Below are 14,216 nucleotides of genomic sequence, written 5' to 3' on the forward strand. Positions count from 1 at the left end.
TTTTAATGAGGATCTTGAATACGTTTAAACATTTTTTCCATATCTTTATTTGAAAATTGAATTAACACTGGACGACCATGTGGACAGTTAAAAGGATTCTCACATGTCTTTAAATCTTCTAAAAGTTGTCTGGCCTGTTTCTCATCTAAATAATGATTGGCTTTTATCGATCGTTTACAACTCATCATAATAGCTGTGTCTTCTCTAAATTTTGCCACACTAACCTTACCTGTCTCTAAGAAAATATCAACCATCTCCCGAATGATTTCCTCTTCTTGTCCTGGAAGATACCATGTTGGGTGAGCTCTCACAATTAAACTGTTATTTCCGAAATCTTCTAAGTAGATACCTACTTCTTCAAGAATCTCCTTGTTTTCAGTAATTCGTAACACATCATCTCTTGAAAACTCTAAAACAATAGGAACTAATAACTCTTGTAAATCATTAGAAACTTCCCCAATTTTTTTTCTAAAGTATTCATATTTAATTCTCTCTTGAGCAGCATGTTGATCAACAATAAATAACCCATCTTGATTTTGAGCGAACAAATACGTTCCGTGCATCTGACCAAAATAATCTAAATCTGGAAAATAAACGTCTGGCTGTAATTCTTCTTTTACATTCTGTACAGAAGAGACTTCTTCTAAAGATTTTTCCGCAATAGGAACTTTGGTTTCCTCTACTTGAAAAACTTTTTGTTCAGCTAAGCTTTCTTCACGATGGCTGTTTGTCAGAGTAGGTTCTTCATTTTTCAAATAAAAGTCTCCTGTTACTTTATCAAAAACAAGGTCACTATCTTTAACTTTAGGACGTTCAACAACAACTGGTTTGCGCGTGGATAAATCAAAACCTAATTGTTCTACTTTTTCTTCAGGCACTACTTTTTTATAAAAAGTTGCACTATCACCTACATTAGGTATTAAGTTTTTTTCTGCTAATGCTTGTTCAATGCCTTCTTTAATTAGGACAACTAGCTCTTTTTCTTTACTTAGTCTAACTTCTTGTTTGGTTGGATGAACGTTCACATCTACAAGAAGAGGATCCATTTCAATTTGAAGAACGACTAAAGGAAAACGACCAACCATTAGTTTAGAGCCGTATCCTTCTACAATCGCTTTATTTAAAATAAAATTCTTAATAAAACGTCCATTAATAATCAAAGACATATAGTTACGACTGGCTCTTGTCACTTCTGGTAAAGAAATGTAGCCACTTAATTTAAAGTCCAAATCTTCATTTTCAACAGGCAGCATTTTCTTAGCATTCGCAACACCATAAATCCCTGCAATAGTCTGTTTTAAATCCCCACTACCTGTTGTTATTAACATCTGATTGTCATCATGGAATAATCTAAAAGCAATGTCTGGATGACTCATCGCTAGACGGTTAACAATATCCCCCACATTAGCTAATTCTGTTTGTAGTGTTTTAACATATTTTAATCTCGCAGGAGTATTAAAAAATAAATTTTCGACTGTAATACTTGTCCCTTGTCTTAACGAGTGAGGTTTATGTTCTTTGACCTCTCCGCCTGATAAAAAGACAAAGCTTCCTTCATCTCCAGTTGAGGTCTCTAAAGTCATTTCAGAAACAGAAGCAATACTTGGTAAAGCCTCTCCTCTAAAACCTAATGTTCTAATCCTAAACAGGTCATCTCGACTATGGATTTTACTAGTTGCATGACGTTTAAACGCATTTAAGACATCTTCTGACGCAATGCCTTCGCCATTATCAATCACCTGAATTTTTTTAAGTCCTGATTCTTCTAAATAAATATCAATGCGTGTACTTTTGGCATCAATTGCATTTTCAACCAATTCTTTAACAACTGAAGCTGGTCTTTCAACTACTTCTCCAGCTGCTATCTGATTGGCTAGGGTTTGTGATAGTTCTTCTATTTTCCCCATTTACAGCCACCTCCTTGTCTCAGAGCTTTTTTTGTAATTGGAATAAACAATTCAGAGCATCCATTGGTGTCATATCTAATAAGTTTAACTCTTTTAATTCTTTTAAGACTGGGCTATCTGTTGCATCTGTAAATAATGACAGTTGTTCTGTCTCTTCTGCGACAACTTCTACTACTTCTACTTTTGGTGAATTTAGATTTATTTCAGGTGTCGTTCCTTCTAAATGACTTAAAATTTCAGCTGAGCGTTCCAGTAAATCATTTGGTAAACCTGCTAATTTAGCCACATGGATACCATAACTTTTATCAGCTGAACCTGTCATCATTTTATGTAAAAAGACTAGCTCACCATTTTCTTCCACAGCACCTACGTGAATATTTTTTAAACCAGATAAGACATCTTCTAAAACTGTAATTTCGTGATAATGCGTAGAGAATAAGGTTTTAGCTTTAACATGTTCATGAATATATTCAATAATTCCTTGAGCTAATGCCATACCATCAAAAGTTGCTGTTCCTCGACCAATTTCGTCAAATAGAATTAAACTTTTTGGTGTAGCAAATCTTAAAGCTTGATTAGCTTCCATCATTTCAACCATGAAAGTACTTTGGCCTGAAATTAAATCATCAGAAGCTCCGATTCTTGTAAAGATTTGATCAAATATTGGCATCGTTGCTTCTTTACACGGAACGAAACAGCCAATTTGAGCCATAATAACCGTTAATGCTAATTGTCTCATATAAGTACTCTTACCAGACATATTAGGACCTGTAATAAGTAAAATTGATGTTTCCTCATCCATTAAGACTGAGTTAGGAACGTATTCCTGACTGCCTAAAACTTTTTCAACTACTGGGTGACGTCCATCAACTAGGGCTAATTCACTACGGTCACTAACTAACTTAGGACGCACGTAATGATACGATTCACTAATATCAGCAAATCCTTTTAACACGTCTAAACTAGCAATTGATTTAGCCAAACGTTGTAAGAATTCAATTTCTCGTTTAACTTCTTCTCTGACTTCTAAAAACAATTTATATTCTAGCTCTTGCGATTTTTCTTCTGATTCTAAAATAAGTGTTTCGATTTCTTTTAATTCTGGTGTCACGTAACGTTCTGCATTAGCTAATGTTTGTTTTCTTTCATAACGTCCTTCAGGTAAAGCAGCAATGTTACTTTTCGTTATTTCAATAAAGTAACCAAAGACACGATTAAATTTAATTTTTAGTGTTTTAATTCCTGTTGCTTGGCGTTCTTTAGCTTCTAACTCTGCAATCCACTGCTTACCATTTTTCATAGCATCTCGGTAAGTATCTAGCTGCTCATTGTAACCGTCCTTAATCACATTTCCTTCTGTAATAGCTAAAGGTGCTTCGTCATTAATTGCTTTATCTATCAAAGCAACTAGGTCATAAGCTGGTACTAAGTCTTTTAGAACTGGAGCCCATTCACCTGAATCAATGCCTTCAATCACTTCTCTAATACCAGGCACTTGGTTAAGTGATGTTTTTAATTGAATCAAATCTCGACCGTTAACTGTTCCAAAAGCAACTCTTCCTGCTAAACGCTCTAAGTCGTAAACTTTTTTGAGACGTTCCTTTAAATCCATTCGCTCGAAAAAGGCATTCAGTAAACTTTCAACTTGATTTTGTCTTTCTTCAATTAATTTCTTTTCTACTAAAGGGCGATCTAGCCACTGTTTTAATAAACGAGCTCCCATAGCTGTATTCGTTTCATCTAACAACCATAAAAGAGTTCCTTTTTTCTCACCTGTTCGAATAGATTGAGCCAATTCTAGATTATATTTTGAATAATAATCCATCTTTAAGAAATGATCAGCTTCATAGCTAATAGCTTCTTGTAAATGATCTAGGCTACGTTTTTGAGTTACTTGTAAATAAGAAATTAACAAGGTGACGCCTGCAATTAATTTTTCATCTTTTATGTGACTCATTAACAAGTTAAGCTCTGGTGACAAAGGTAATTCTTGTTGATAAGGAGACATCAAAATACCGTGATGTTCTAACTTATTAGTTAACTCCTCTGAAATTTCAGACCCTAAAACAATTTCTTTTGTAGACAAGCTTTCACATTCATTAATAATAGCATCTACGCTATTTAATAAAGTCACTTTGACTTCACCCGTACTTAAATCAGCATAAGCAAAACTATATTGGTCTTCTTTTTCAAGATAGATAATCGCTGTTAAATAATTATTTTCTCTTGCAGCTCCTTCACTAGCAGCGAGTCTAGTTCCTGGTGTCACGACTTGAACAACTTCTCGTTTGACCATACCTTTAGTCGTTCTTGGATCCTCTACTTGTTCACAAACAGCTACTTTATAGCCTTTTTCAATTAACGTATCAATGTAACCTTGCGCTGCGTGATGTGGAATACCACACATTGGAATTGGATCATCCGCATTTTTATTGCGAGCTGTTAGCGTTAACTCTAGTAATTGAGATACTTGAATCGCATCTTCATAAAACATTTCATAAAAATCACCTAATCGGTAAAATAAAAAAGCATCTGGGTAATCTTTTTTTATACTAAAATATTGTTCCATCATAGGGGTGTGCTTCGTTTTTTGAGGCATATTATGACTCCTCTTCTTTTACTTCGTCTAATTTATCTTCTAAGTATTGATTAACATTTTGTTCCAATAAAAAAGTTACATGTTGCAGTAAATCATTAGCTTCTATCAATTTTTCACGATAAGCAATCACTAAAGGATGTTCATCAAATGCTTTTTGCTTTTCATCTGCTAAACGAGTTGCTTCTTTTTCAGCTTCTGGTTTGTCATAATGAGCAAATTGAACGGCATCTTTTTGATGTCTTTTAATTTCTTCAACTAGTTGTTTTAATCCCTCATGTTGATCTACTTTGCGAGCAATTTTTTTGTAGTCTTCAATGATTTCGTTGCTTCCAATTTGTTCTAATAAGGCATCTAAACTTTTTTTAACTTCTTCTTCATATTGAAATTCTCTTTTTTCCATATAAAAACCTCTTATTCTTTAAAAGGACGGTCAGGATTTATCATGCCAGCTTCAATCTTTTTCGCTTTTCCTGTAGTATCATCTAAATCAATGACACAATAAGAAATAACAGTATCCCCTTCTTCTACTACTTCAAAACGATGAGGAAGAGCTGTTCTAAATTTTTCAATAACAGCATTTCGTTGCATCCCTAAAATACCATTATATGGTCCTGTCATACCAACGTCTGTTAAATAGGCTGTCCCATTTGGTAAAATACGTGCATCATTTGTTTGGACATGTGTATGAGTTCCCACAATAGCAGATACTCTGCCATCTAAATACCAAGCCATTGCTAATTTCTCACTGGTTGTTTCTCCGTGGAAATCTACAAAGACTAATTTAGTACGTTGTTTCACTTCTTCTAACAACTCATCAATGACTGTAAAAGGATCATCGATGGCTGTCATAAAACTTCTTGCTTGTAAGTTAATCACAGCAAGTTCCTCTTGGTTCACTTTGACATAAACAATACCAACACCTGGTGTTGTGGCTTTTGGAAAGTTAGCTGGACGTACCATCTTTTTAGCGTCATCTATAAATTCAAAAATTTGATGATTATCCCAAGCATGATTGCCTAACGTCACAACGTCAGCTCCATCTTGAAGTAATTTTTTATATATTTTTTCCGTAATCCCACGACCTGCTGCAGAGTTTTCTCCATTAACTATAGTCACTTGGGGACGGTATTTCTTTTTTAATTTGGGTAAATAAGTCGTAATCGTCTCTCTACCTAATGACCCTACAACATCTCCACAAAATAAAAGTCTCATATTTTCTTCCTCTTTTCTAAATAGCTACTTGCTACATTCTAACAATTTTTAATAGGAAATAAAAGTTATCTTAATTGGTTAAAAGGCTCATATTCTCCGAAATCCCAGTTCTTTGTGTTAAAATAAGAAATAATATCTCACAGATAAGGAGTTGCTAAAAATGATGATACAACTAGTTGTATTTGGTGGCAGTGGCTTTGTTGGGCAAGCACTCTGTCAAGAAGCTATCAAACAGAATATTCCTGTAATCAGCATCTCTAAACATGGACAACCTAAAAAAAGTGATTTATGGATGTCGCATCCCTTAATAACTTGGGTAAAAATGGATATTTTTAGAGATGATTCCTGGAAAAAATACTTAACCGATTCAACTGTGTGCATTAATTTAATCGGTATTCTTTTTGAAAATAAAAGAAAGGGCTTAACTTATGAAAAAATGATCGTTAGAGCCAATCGTTTAATTATTTCTGATACAGCTAGAAAAAATATTCCTTATATATTCCTCTCAGCTAAAGGGGGACCTAAAGGATATGTGAACGCCAAAAAGGAAGCTGAAAAATACATTTTAGAAAAACGAAATCCTTCTACTATTATAAGAAGCGGCTTAATCGTTGATCACAAATTTTCTTTTCGATATGCTCAAGGCCTAGCAGTTAGATTAGGAAATAAGTTACCTTTGATTTCAGAAGAAGCTAATAAAGTGTATCCCACTTCATTAAATCATTTAGTCCACACAATACTAAACGAAGCAAGAAATCCACAATATAAAATTATTGAAGATATTCGTTAGAAACGATAATAAGGAGTACAAAACATAATGAATCTATTAATCACAGCTGGTGGTACATCTGAAAAAATTGATGATGTTCGCCACCTAACAAATCATGCAACAGGCTCTTTAGGTAAAGCTATTGCTGAAAGCTTTCAAGAAAATAAAGATATAACTATCCATTACGTTTACGGACCAAAAGCCGTTTTACCTAAAGGGGATAATATCACTTTTTACTCTATCAATTCGGTCAGAGAACTAGAGAAACAAATGAAATCTTTACTAACAACTTTAACTTTTGATTTTGTGATCCATAGTATGGCCGTTAGTGATTATGAACTACAAAAACCAACTAATGAAGTTCAATTGTCAGAAGAATTAGCTCTATTAATAGCTGATAAAAAGCCTAATTCAACGAAAGAATTAGCTAAAGTAATCGAAGAAGGTTTACTTGCTAGTACAATGGATGCAACTACAGAGAAAAAAATAAGCTCACAACAAGAAAAGTTAATTCTAATTATGCAAAAAGCTCCTAAGGTTATCAAAAGCATTAAAACTTGGCAGCCTCATACGACTCTAATTGGTTTTAAGCTATTAGTAGATGTCACTGAAGAAGAATTAGTTGCTGTGGCTCAAAAAAGCATTGTCACCAATCAAGCTGATTTTATTTTAGCCAATGATTTAGTTCATATAGATGGCGATAATCATATCGGCTTACTTGTTTCGAGTCAAGGAGTTGAAAAACGTTTTTCAACTAAACCTGAAATTGCTCAGGGTCTTAAAACATTAATCCTAGAAAATTCATGAGAGGATGTTTCATAAAATGACAAAAGTTTTATTAGGTGTTTCGGCAAGTATATCAGCTTATAAAGCAGCTGATATTGTCAGTCAATTAAAGAAAAAAAATATTGATGTTGAAGTCATTATGACTAACAATAGCACCAAAATCATTCCAGAATTAACTTTACAAGTCTTATCAAAAAATAAAGTTCATACAGATGTGATGGTAGAGGAGAATCCTCTTGAGATTAATCACATTGACTTAGTTAAAAGAGCTGACATTTTTGTTATTGCGCCCGCTTCAGCTAATATTATTGGCAAGATTGCCAACGGGATTGCTGATGACATGCTTTCAACAACTGCTTTAGCTGTCCATGACATACCTAAAATTATTGCTCCGGCTATGAATACTTATATGTATTCAAACCCTGCCATGGTTGATAATTTAGCTACTTTAGAAAGATATGGTTATCAACTAATCGAACCTAAAACGAGCTTATTAGCTTGCGGCGATTATGGCAAAGGCGCTTTGGCTGATGTCGATCATATTGTTCATACTATTACAGAAATTTTAAACTTACACTAAGGAGTATTTATTTTGAAAACGAAACAACTAACTTTAACAGCTATCTTTTTAGCGATTATTATTCTATTCTCATTTACACCACTTGGTTTTATCAATCTTGGTTTTATCAAAGCAACTCTTGTCCACGTACCAGTGATTATCGGCGCTATTGTATTAGGCCCTAGAGTTGGTGCCTTTCTTGGTTTAGCATTTGGGTTACTAAGTATGACGATTAATACCATCACACCCTCTGCTCTATCTTTTGCTTTTTCTCCCTTTATTCCTGTTTACGGAACTAATAGTGGAAGTCTTTGGGCAATCGCAATCGCACTTATTCCTCGTATATTAACTGGGGTTGTTCCTTACTATGTTTATAAGTGGTTAAAAAATAGCAATACTAATCAAAATATTAGTTTATTCTCAGCGGGAATTGCCGGTTCATTAGTGAATACGATACTTGTTATGAACATGATTTTTTTCCTTTTCCAAGATGCTTACGGTTCTATTAAAGGCATTTCTGGTGGAGCTGAGCTTTACAAAGTTATTTTATCAGTTATTTTCATAAACGGCGTACCAGAAGCTATTGTAGCCGGTATTGCAACTAGCGCAGTAGCTGCGGTCCTGTTAAAACTCCTAGATAAAAATCGGGCTTAAGGTTGACGAGCACCTGTTACTTCCATGTTAAACTTAATTCAACAACAACAGCAAGGAAGTGATATGTATGAATCGAAAATTTAGTCCCCTAGAAATAATAGGTCTCATCCTATTGGTAATTATTGGCATTAACTTACTACAATTTTTTACTGGCTTAGTTTTTTGGTTAATTAAGTTACTTCTACCAATTGCTGTTATTGCTTGGCTTTGGTACTATTTCTCCAATCAAAAGAATTCATCCAGATAAAAGCATGTTAAAGATTTTTCTCTAACATGCTTTTTTTGTTTTTATTTTAAACTACGACTATTTAAATTCACAAACCAAATAGTTTCATCTCTTTTTTCTTTTTGATAAGATAGGAACTGTTTCTATCAAGGAGGGGACCTAAACTATGCACACGAAAAAAATAACTTTCAAACAATTTTGGGAGCTTTCTGAAATCTATACAGCTCCCTTAAATCTATTTATTATTTTACTTGGGATTTCAGCTGCTAATTTCTTAGCTCATACAGAATTATCAAGAAATCTTACTGTATTTATTAGTATTATTCTAAGTTTCCATATCGCTGTTAACGTTTTTAACAACTGGAAAGATTTTGAAAATGCTGAAGATGAAGGTTACAAAACAGCTACCAATATTATTGGACGAGATAATCTTTCCATTACTACTGTTAAAGTGATTTTTTATTTAGCTATGGCTGTTTCTCTAATACTAGGTACTTATCTAGTCAGTCAAACAAATCTTTTAGTTGGTATCTTAGGGTTTATCGGATTTTATATTGGACTCTTTTATTCTTACGGTAAATATCCTATTAACAGCCTACCTATCGCTGAAACAGTCACAGCTATTGCTTCTGGTTTTTTTATTACGACAATTGCCTATTACTTAGCTACACTCAAAGAACCTCATCAAACAACAAACTTTTTTCTCAGTCTAGGAGCAATTAGTTTACCACTTGTCATTAGTATGTTTAACAATCTTTTAGCTAATAATACCTGTGATTTAGAAGAAGACATTCAAAATGGCCGAAAAACTTTGGTTTATTATTTAGGAAAAGAAAAGGCTGTTAATTTATTATGGGGTCTTACTATTTTTAATTTTGTTTGGTTGATTCCTTTGGTAATTTTAGGATTAGCTCCTAAACTAATATTAGCCCTTCTCTTAGCTCTTCCGTTTGTGTTAAAAAAATTACGCTTCTATAAAGTCGAACAAGATAAACAAAAAACATTTCCTATCGTTTTAAAATCAATGTCTCTTATGATGGTCATCTATCCTGTATTATATTTCATAGGTAGTTACTTATCGTAGAATTTTTCAATAATAAATACTCAAAAGAGATTAACCTTAATTGCTTAGGTTAATCTCTTTTTTAATTGATATTTGATAAGTGACATACATAACTGATAACGTTCTTCTTCTGAGCACATATTTTCCTTCAGTGCCCGCAAAATCATTTCAAGAAAACCATGACCAATGATTCGATAAAATAAAGAAATTTCATATTCTGTCATTTTTAACGTTTCATCAAAGAAACGTCCCTTTATCAATCTATCTTCTGTCATTTCATTGATTATTTTGTCTCTCAACCCTTCATATCTTGTTCCTTCATTTTTATCAAGCATAATAACGACTTCTCTATAACGACTAGATATTAATTCCATTTGGCTGCCAATCAGATTACAGACTTCCTCTGATTCTTTTTGCTCCACTAAAAAATCATTATACGTTCTAATAGTTGAATAAATAGCTTCTTCTAAATATGATACTGTTTCTTCTGGAAGAACCGTATAAAATAAATCTGTCTTATTCTTGAAATAAGTGTAAATATTTCCTACCGAGATACCCATTTCTTTTGCAATATCGCTCATTTTGGTTTTGGTATAACCTTGTTGATAAAAGATTTCTAACGCTGTTGTTTGAATCGTCATTTGAAGTTCTTTTTTCTTAAGTTGCATACTTTCACCCCGCTTTTATATTATACCACTTGCCATTCCAACATAGTATTTCCTTAAATAAAAAAACCGTGTTAGACTTAACCGTACTCATCATCTAAATCAAGGAGTGATATTATTTTTTCATTAAAGAAACATCAAAAAGCAAGTCTTGTTATTTGGCTTATTATAACAATCCTAGCTTTGTTCGCCTCATTTCAGTTTAATTATTATTCTGGAACTATTGGAAAAGTAACAAAAACTCATCCTGTTTCAGAAGAAATGATTGTCGATGAAAATGGTAATCAAGATAAAAAATCTATTCAAACACTTGAAATAAACATTTTAAATCATGACTACAAAGGTCAGTCTATGACTCTCACAAATGAATTTACTTATTCTCAAGTTAACAATCATCAGTATCATCCCGGTGATTATCTGTTTATCCAAGTTAATCCTGAGAATAACAAACTATCTGGGCATATTATAGAGCTCAAACGAGATACTTTTTTAATTCTTTTAATCAGTATGTTAGTCCTTTTACTGATAGTTGTAAGTGGCAATTTTGGCTTATTAACTTTTCTAGGATTTATTCTAAACGCTTGCCTATTGGGGGCAATTTTAATTATTTATCGGCATGTTAATAACCAACTACTTATTCTTTTATTTATTATAGCTTTTCCCATTATGGTTGCTCTATCCTTAACTTTAGTTAACGGTTGGCAACTCAAAACTAAGATTACGACTGTTGCCACAATTTTAGGAACTTTGATAACCTTCTTAATTGGATTTATCGTTATTTCACTATTTAATCACAATGGTCTTCACTATGAAGAAATGGAGCTCGTTACTAGACCTCCACACGTTTTATTTTTAAGTAGTTTATTGATTGGCTCTGTGGGCGCTGTTATGGATGTTTCCATGACTATCGTATCTTCTTTAACAGAAATTATTCATAATAAAAAGACTATTTCTTTAGATGAATTAAATACAGCTGGAAAAAGAATTGGTGAGGATATTATGGGTCCTATGACCAACATTATGTTCTTTTCTTATCTAAGTGGCGCAATTCCTTTAGTTTTGATTTTTTTAAGAAACGGAATGTCCTTTAGTTATACGTTCTCAATTGTATTGTCTCTTGAAATCGCTAGAGCTCTAGTTGGCAGTATCGGCATTATCTTAGCTGTTCCCATCTCTATTAAAGTAACCCAGTTTTTTGTTAGAAAGGAGATAGTTCATGAGCGTTAATATCATCCTTTTTATCATACTAACTGGTCTCATGTTAAAGATTGGTGGCGAAAAAGGCCGCATGGCTTTAGCTGCTTTATTCTTTAACCTTTTATTTATGTTTATTATGTTGATTTTCTTTAATTGGGGATTTCCACCTATTCCTATTACTTTATTAACAAGTATCGGTATTACAGCCATGAATTTATTCTTTATTAACGGCTATTCTCCGAAAACAAGTGTTGCTTTTTTTAGTAGCCTTGCGATTCTTTTAATCATGATTGGCCTTATTTTTCTAAGTGTTAACCTCATCCATCTTCAAGGCTTACCTTCTGAAGAGTTAATGGAAATGGATATGTACTCATTAAATGTTGGTATCTCTTTTGTTTCTTTAAGTATATCGGTTATGGTAATGAGTGTTGTTGGGGCGATTAATGATATTGCCATTTCAATCACTTCTTCCATTGCTGAACTCAATAATTCCTCACCAACACTAGCAAAAAAAGATCTTTTCGATTCTGGCATGCGAGTTGGTAAAGACGTTCTAGCATCAACTATGAATACGTTGATATTTGCTTTAGTTGGTGGTCAAATTGCTTTATTTGTTTGGGTGAGTGACTTAAATTATACCTTTGCTCAATTTCTAAATACTAAAATTTTAGTTGTTGAGTGGGTTGGTTTATTGTTAAGTGGTATTAGCATCACTTTAACCATTCCAGTTACTACTTATATGATGGTTCACACATTAAAAAAACCTTAGTAGAAATTCTACTAAGGTTTTTATTATTTCATTGTTACTGTTACATTTTGGCGTCCAAAAATTCGACATTCCTCAATTGTATTAAAGTGGACATCGATACGATTACCTACAATATCGCCACCAGTATCGCCTGCTATTGCATAACCATAACCAGATACTTCAACAACTGAACCTAATGGAATCGTATTAGGATCTACGGCAATAACACGTGAATTTTCACGTAAGTCAATTCCTGTAGCTGTGTAGAAAGATAATCCTGGTTGTGTATAAGAATAAGCTGTTGCTACCATGTTTAACGTTGTTCCACCAGTTGAACCACCTGTATCAGGTACTGAAGGTTCAGGTGTTGTCACAGGAGGTGTAGGATCAATAACAGGTTTTTCTTCTGTTGTATTAGTTGTTCCTTGTGAACCATTATTTTCAGAACCAGATGTAGCTGTTTCTTGTGCTTGTTTAGCTATTTCTTTTTCAAGTTCTTTACGATTTGCTTTTTCAGCAGCAGTTTTTTTAGCTTTTGCTTCTTCAGCAATACGATCACCAGCTAATTTATCTAGTACTTCTTGATTATTACTTAATTCATTTTTCAATGCCTCAACATCTTTTTCTAATGTTGTAGCTTCTTGAGTCATTAACGTTTGTTTGTCTGTTAATGTTTTTTGATTAGAATCAAGACTTGCTTTTAATTCTTCTAGTTGTACTTTATCTTCAGCTAAAGTATCTACTTTAGATTTTTCTGCTCCTTGTAACACTGTTACTGCGTAAGCTCTATTGAAAAAATCAGACATGTTTTCAGCTGACAGTAAAGCGTCAATTAGGTTAAATGAAGAACTGTTAGATTGCATATGTTGCATACGTTCTGCCATTACCTCTGTTCTTTTAGCAATGCTTTCTTCTGTTTTTTCAATATCTTTTTTAGTTTCTTTAATGGCTTCTTCAGTTGTTGAAACTTCTGATTTTAATGTTTCAACTTCTTGATATTTCGCGTTTACCGAATCAAGCGCTTTGTCAATTTTACTACTAATCTCAATACTTTCTTTCTTTACGCTAGCTTCTTTACCGCTCTCTGCAGCCAAAGATAAAACTGGCGAAATAGATAGAGCTATAATAGAAAATAATGTAATGGACAGCCCCTTAACTTTCACAACGACAACACCTTTCAATTTCATACCGATCAATTTTTTACTTAATTATGTTATTATTATACAAGAAGAGCTTCCTACCTTTGTAACAATCTCTTTACAAATTGTTACATTTTGGGATGGGTTTTCTAATCATGTAACAGTTAGGAGTTTTTGTATGACAAAAAAAATCTATTATGCAAGTCCTTTATTTTCTGATATGGAGCGTTTTTATAACGATTACCTTGTAAAAAAAATTCGCACTCTTTATCCTGATGTTGAGATTTATGTTCCTCAAGAGCAAGGTGATATCAACGATAAAGAAAGCTATGCAGATGCAAAAATGATTGCTAAATATGACACAGACGCTTTACTTAGTAGCCAATTGGTATTAGCTGTTTTAGATGGTCCTATCATTGATGTTGGTGTTGCATCTGAAATTGGAGTAGCTTATCAAGCTGGTATTCCTGTCTTAGGTTTATTTACAGACTCTAGACAACAAGGAGCTAATAATTCAGAAAAAATAGCTGCATTAAATGAAGTTGCTGAGTCTCAATTTCCCTATGTCAATCTATATACAGCAGGCTTAATCAAGCTAAATGGAGATATCATTAATAACGAAGCTGATTGGCTAAAAAAAATTGAAACATATTTGTAATATAAATACACTTGTACTTTTATAATAAATAGCA

General features: G+C 33.2%; 15 protein-coding genes. 9 read left to right on the forward strand and 6 right to left on the reverse strand.

The genetic code is table 11. The features are described from left to right. Positions 1–2: 2 nt before the first annotated feature. Genes mutL through ACODH8_RS05455 form a run of 4 tightly spaced genes read right to left on the reverse strand, consistent with a single transcriptional unit; the run spans position 3 to position 5,718 of the window. Positions 3–1,907 carry a DNA mismatch repair endonuclease MutL gene (mutL, locus tag ACODH8_RS05440; RefSeq protein ID WP_332466008.1) on the reverse strand — a complete coding sequence of 635 codons (1,905 nt, stop codon included), beginning with the start codon at positions 1,905–1,907 and terminating at the stop codon, positions 3–5. Positions 1,908–1,926: 19 nt separating this feature from the next. Then, positions 1,927–4,506 carry a DNA mismatch repair protein MutS gene (gene mutS / locus ACODH8_RS05445; protein WP_332466009.1) on the reverse strand — a complete coding sequence of 860 codons (2,580 nt, stop codon included), beginning with the start codon at positions 4,504–4,506 and terminating at the stop codon, positions 1,927–1,929. A 1-nt stretch (position 4,507) separates the two neighbouring features. Further along, positions 4,508–4,906 (reverse strand): YlbF family regulator, encoded by a 399-nt coding sequence (locus ACODH8_RS05450; RefSeq protein ID WP_332466010.1) that lies wholly within the window; start codon positions 4,904–4,906, stop codon positions 4,508–4,510. A gap of 11 nt (positions 4,907–4,917) precedes the next feature. Next, positions 4,918–5,718 carry a TIGR00282 family metallophosphoesterase gene (locus ACODH8_RS05455; RefSeq protein WP_332466011.1) on the reverse strand — a complete coding sequence of 267 codons (801 nt, stop codon included), beginning with the start codon at positions 5,716–5,718 and terminating at the stop codon, positions 4,918–4,920. 160 nt (positions 5,719–5,878) lie between these two features. Here ACODH8_RS05455 and ACODH8_RS05460 point away from each other — a divergent pair, with 160 nt between their 5' ends. The 6 genes from ACODH8_RS05460 to ACODH8_RS05485 all read left to right on the forward strand — a co-directional run bounded on the left by ACODH8_RS05460 (position 5,879) and on the right by ACODH8_RS05485 (position 9,796). Next, a complete protein-coding gene (locus tag ACODH8_RS05460) occupies positions 5,879–6,508 on the forward strand; it encodes an NAD-dependent epimerase/dehydratase family protein (protein WP_332466012.1) in 630 nt (209 codons plus the stop codon). A 27-nt stretch (positions 6,509–6,535) separates the two neighbouring features. Next, entirely contained in the window at positions 6,536–7,294 is a 759-nt protein-coding gene (locus tag ACODH8_RS05465; protein ID WP_332466013.1) for a phosphopantothenoylcysteine decarboxylase, read from the forward strand. A 16-nt stretch (positions 7,295–7,310) separates the two neighbouring features. Beyond that, on the forward strand, positions 7,311–7,853 hold the full coding sequence (locus tag ACODH8_RS05470; RefSeq protein WP_332466014.1) for a phosphopantothenoylcysteine decarboxylase: 543 nt from the start codon (positions 7,311–7,313) through the stop codon (positions 7,851–7,853). 9 nt (positions 7,854–7,862) lie between these two features. After that, a complete protein-coding gene (locus ACODH8_RS05475) occupies positions 7,863–8,486 on the forward strand; it encodes an ECF transporter S component (protein WP_332466070.1) in 624 nt (207 codons plus the stop codon). A gap of 67 nt (positions 8,487–8,553) precedes the next feature. Continuing rightward, on the forward strand, positions 8,554–8,733 hold the full coding sequence (locus ACODH8_RS05480) for a hypothetical protein (RefSeq protein WP_332466015.1): 180 nt from the start codon (positions 8,554–8,556) through the stop codon (positions 8,731–8,733). A gap of 145 nt (positions 8,734–8,878) precedes the next feature. Beyond that, entirely contained in the window at positions 8,879–9,796 is a 918-nt protein-coding gene (locus ACODH8_RS05485; protein WP_332466016.1) for a prenyltransferase, read from the forward strand. Positions 9,797–9,840: 44 nt separating this feature from the next. Here the strand turns inward: ACODH8_RS05485 and ACODH8_RS05490 are convergent, their stop codons facing one another. Then, on the reverse strand, positions 9,841–10,443 hold the full coding sequence (locus ACODH8_RS05490) for a TetR/AcrR family transcriptional regulator (RefSeq protein ID WP_332466017.1): 603 nt from the start codon (positions 10,441–10,443) through the stop codon (positions 9,841–9,843). 180 nt (positions 10,444–10,623) lie between these two features. Between ACODH8_RS05490 and ACODH8_RS05495 the strand changes: the two genes are divergently transcribed. Continuing rightward, a complete protein-coding gene (locus tag ACODH8_RS05495) occupies positions 10,624–11,667 on the forward strand; it encodes a YibE/F family protein (protein ID WP_332466018.1) in 1,044 nt (347 codons plus the stop codon). Next, a complete protein-coding gene (locus ACODH8_RS05500) occupies positions 11,657–12,406 on the forward strand; it encodes a YibE/F family protein (protein WP_332466019.1) in 750 nt (249 codons plus the stop codon). The genes ACODH8_RS05495 and ACODH8_RS05500 overlap by 11 nt, the downstream gene beginning before the upstream one ends. 23 nt (positions 12,407–12,429) lie before the next feature. Here ACODH8_RS05500 and ACODH8_RS05505 read toward each other — a convergent pair whose 3' ends face one another. Next, the gene (locus tag ACODH8_RS05505) at positions 12,430–13,548 is read right to left on the reverse strand and encodes a 3D domain-containing protein (RefSeq protein WP_332466020.1); all 1,119 of its coding nucleotides are present in this window, start codon (positions 13,546–13,548) and stop codon (positions 12,430–12,432) included. 154 nt (positions 13,549–13,702) lie between these two features. Here ACODH8_RS05505 and ACODH8_RS05510 point away from each other — a divergent pair, with 154 nt between their 5' ends. Beyond that, positions 13,703–14,182 carry a nucleoside 2-deoxyribosyltransferase gene (locus ACODH8_RS05510; protein ID WP_332466021.1) on the forward strand — a complete coding sequence of 160 codons (480 nt, stop codon included), beginning with the start codon at positions 13,703–13,705 and terminating at the stop codon, positions 14,180–14,182. Positions 14,183–14,216: the final 34 nt, after the last annotated feature.

It is taken from the genome of Vagococcus fluvialis, assembly GCF_048815235.1.
In the GTDB taxonomy this organism is placed as follows: domain Bacteria; phylum Bacillota; class Bacilli; order Lactobacillales; family Vagococcaceae; genus Vagococcus.

Coding starts and splice junctions, on each gene's coding strand:
- mutL (WP_332466008.1), bottom strand. CDS start 1,907: ATGGGGAAAATAGAAGAACTATCACAAACCCTAGCCAATCAGATAGCA.
- mutS (WP_332466009.1), bottom strand. CDS start 4,506: ATGCCTCAAAAAACGAAGCACACCCCTATGATGGAACAATATTTTAGT.
- ACODH8_RS05465 (WP_332466013.1), top strand. CDS start 6,536: ATGAATCTATTAATCACAGCTGGTGGTACATCTGAAAAAATTGATGAT.
- ACODH8_RS05490 (WP_332466017.1), bottom strand. CDS start 10,443: ATGCAACTTAAGAAAAAAGAACTTCAAATGACGATTCAAACAACAGCG.
- ACODH8_RS05455 (WP_332466011.1), bottom strand. CDS start 5,718: ATGAGACTTTTATTTTGTGGAGATGTTGTAGGGTCATTAGGTAGAGAG.
- ACODH8_RS05470 (WP_332466014.1), top strand. CDS start 7,311: ATGACAAAAGTTTTATTAGGTGTTTCGGCAAGTATATCAGCTTATAAA.
- ACODH8_RS05485 (WP_332466016.1), top strand. CDS start 8,879: ATGCACACGAAAAAAATAACTTTCAAACAATTTTGGGAGCTTTCTGAA.
- ACODH8_RS05450 (WP_332466010.1), bottom strand. CDS start 4,906: ATGGAAAAAAGAGAATTTCAATATGAAGAAGAAGTTAAAAAAAGTTTA.
- ACODH8_RS05510 (WP_332466021.1), top strand. CDS start 13,703: ATGACAAAAAAAATCTATTATGCAAGTCCTTTATTTTCTGATATGGAG.
- ACODH8_RS05500 (WP_332466019.1), top strand. CDS start 11,657: ATGAGCGTTAATATCATCCTTTTTATCATACTAACTGGTCTCATGTTA.
- ACODH8_RS05460 (WP_332466012.1), top strand. CDS start 5,879: ATGATGATACAACTAGTTGTATTTGGTGGCAGTGGCTTTGTTGGGCAA.
- ACODH8_RS05480 (WP_332466015.1), top strand. CDS start 8,554: ATGAATCGAAAATTTAGTCCCCTAGAAATAATAGGTCTCATCCTATTG.